Origin of the sequence: Hymenobacter frigidus (genome assembly GCF_014640435.1) — a bacterium.
Taxonomy (GTDB): Bacteria; Bacteroidota; Bacteroidia; order Cytophagales; family Hymenobacteraceae; genus Hymenobacter; species Hymenobacter frigidus.
Genome location: NZ_BMGY01000089.1, coordinates 1 through 2,945, shown reverse-complemented (window position 1 = coordinate 2,945; position 2,945 = coordinate 1). Strand labels below are relative to the sequence as shown.

The window sequence follows — 2,945 nt, the reverse complement described above, 5'->3', positions numbered from 1 at the left end:
CTAAGTACCTGCAGGAAAAGAAAATAACAATGATTCCCCAAGTAGTGGCGAGCGAACGGGGAGGAGCCCAAACCGGGTTGGTTACGGCCAATCCGGGGTTGTAGGGCCGCGACATCTGATTGAATCGAGTTAGCTGAAGTCCTTGGGAAAGGGCGCCATAGACGGTGAGAGCCCGGTAAGCGACAATTCTGATTCACGGTAGCGGTACCCTGAGTAGGGCGGGGCCGGAGAAACCCCGTTTGAATCGAGCGGCACCATCCGCTAAGGCTACATACTCCTGAGACACCGATAGTGAACTAGTACCGTGAGGGAAAGGTGAAAAGAACCGGGAATACCGGAGTGAAAAGAACCTGAAACCGTGTGCTTACAAGCAGTTAGAGGGCTTTAGTGGCCTGATAGCGTGCCTTTTGCATAATGAGCCTACGAGTTACTCCTCCCCGGCAAGGTTAAGCGCTTTAAGGCGCGGAGCCGCAGCGAAAGCGAGTCTGAACAGGGCGCGGAGTCGGGGGGGGTAGACGCGAAACTTGGTGAGCTACCCATGAGCAGGTTGAAGGTGCAGTAACATGCACTGGAGGACCGAACGAGTTTCCGTTGAAAAGGATTTCGATGACTTGTGGGTAGGGGTGAAAGGCCAATCAAACTGAGAAATAGCTCGTACTCCCCGAAATGTATTGAGGTACAGCGTCGGCGTTGAGGTCACTGGAGGTAGAGCTACCAATAGGACTAGGGGGTGTCAGAGCCTACCGAATCCTGATGAACTCCGAATGCCAGTGGCTATAGCCGGCAGTGAGGCCTGGGGTGCTAAGGTCCCCGGCCGAGAGGGAAAGAACCCAGACCATCTGCTAAGGTCCCTAAATCTAGATTAAGTTGAACAAAGGAGGTCCACTTGCTTTGACAGCCAGGAGGTTGGCTTGGAAGCAGCCATTCCTTTAAAGAGTGCGTAACAGCTCACTGGTCGAGCGAGCGGGCGTCGATAATACGCGGGCATCAAATCTAGTACCGAAGCAATGGATGTGATGTGAAAGACCATCACGTGGTAGGGGAGCATTCTCCTTGCGGTGAAGGTGTGTCGTCAGGCATGCTGGAGCGTGGAGAAAAGCATATGTAGGCATGAGTAACGATAATGGGGGTGCGAAACCCCCACGCCGATAGACTAAGGTTTCCAGCTCAACGCTAATCGGAGCTGGGTTAGTCGGGACCTAAGGGGCAGCCGAAAGGTGAACTCGATGGACAGCGGGTTAATATTCCCGTACCAATGATTGCAAGTGATGCAGTGACGCAGAAGTGAAAGCACCGCGGGCGGACGGAAGTGCCCGTTGAAGGCCGTAGATATTGGGAGAGTAGTTAAGTACGCTCACCTAGTCGAAAGCTGATAGTACCGTACGTCCTTCGGGACACGCGGATAGTGTGCCTAATCCGACTGCCAAGAAAACCTGCTAAGCGTTTTAACGCAATTATTGCCCGTACCGCAAACCGACACAGGTAGTCAAGGAGAGTATCCTGAGGCGCTCGAGTGAATCACGGCCAAGGAACTCGGCAAAATGGACCTGTAACTTCGGGAGAAGGGTCGCTTCCTCGGTGCAAGCCGAGAAGCCGCAGTGAAAAGGCCCAGGCGACTGTTTAACAAAAACACATGGCTTTGCTAACGCGCAAGCGGACGTATAAGGCCTGACACCTGCCCGGTGCCGGAAGGTTAAGAGGGGAACTTAGTGCCGCAAGGTGCGAAGGTTTGAATCGAAGCCCCGGTAAACGGCGGCCGTAACTATAACGGTCCTAAGGTAGCGAAATTCCTTGTCGGGTAAGTTCCGACCTGCACGAATGGTGTAACGATCTGGGCGCTGTCTCAGCCGTGAGCTCGGTGAAATTGTAGTCTCGGTGAAGATGCCGAGTACCCGCCACGGGACGGAAAGACCCCGTGCACCTTTACTATAGGTTGCCATTGGTGTTGGGTTCGGCATGTGTAGCATAGGCGGGAGGCGCTGAGCCGGGGACGCTAGTTCTCGGGGAGCCGACGTTGAAATACCGCCCTTGCCGTGCCTGATGCCTAATCCCGGAGTACCGGGAGACAGTGGCTGCTGGGTAGTTTGACTGGGGTGGTCGCCTCCAAAAGAGTATCGGAGGCTTTCAAAGGTCCACTCAGTACGCTTGGTAACCGTACGCAGAGCGCAATAGCAGAAGTGGGCTTGACTGTGAGGCCGACTAGCCGAGCAGGGTCGAAAGACGGATATAGTGATCCGGCGGTTCCGCATGGAAGGGCCGTCGCTCAAAGGATAAAAGGTACGCCGGGGATAACAGGCTGATCTCCCCCAAGAGCTCATATCGACGGGGAGGTTTGGCACCTCGATGTCGGCTCGTCACGTCCTGGGGCTGGAGAAGGTCCCAAGGGTTCGGCTGTTCGCCGATTAAAGTGGCACGCGAGCTGGGTTCAGAACGTCGTGAGACAGTTCGGTCCCTATCTGTGGTGGGCGTTGGAAATTTGACAGGACCTGTCCTTAGTACGAGAGGACCGGGATGGACCAGCCGCTGGTGCGCCGGTTGTACCGCCAGGTGCAGCGCCGGGTAGCTACGCTGGGACGAGATAAGCGCTGAAAGCATCTAAGTGCGAAACTCACCTGGAGATGAGATTTCCCAATTGAAGGCCCGTCGGAGATGACGACGTTGATAGGCGGCAGGTGAACAACTGGAAACAGAATAGCTGAGCCGTACTAAGTGGCCGAGGGCTTCGCCCATTCCGCTGCTACATGTAGCAGCAATGAATATAATCGTCGAGCGCGCGCACACGCTTCGTTTTTGTCCCCTTACGTCGAGTTATTGAGGAGTGCGTGCCCGCGCAAGCGGGTCAATCAGAACACGCGCACTCCCCGCCAGCAATGGTGGCTTTAGCCCGGGTGTTCACCTCTTCCCATTCCGAACAGAGTCGTTAAGCCCCGGTGCGCCTATGGTAC

2 rRNA genes are annotated in these 2,945 nt (G+C 55.3%); both read left to right on the top strand.

The annotated features are described in order from the left end of the window. Positions 1–2,730 (top strand): 23S ribosomal RNA (locus IEW17_RS20500); the annotation flags it as partial. Between the two features lie 139 nt (positions 2,731–2,869). Then, positions 2,870–2,945: ribosomal RNA gene (rrf, locus tag IEW17_RS21615) — 5S ribosomal RNA — on the top strand; the annotation flags it as partial.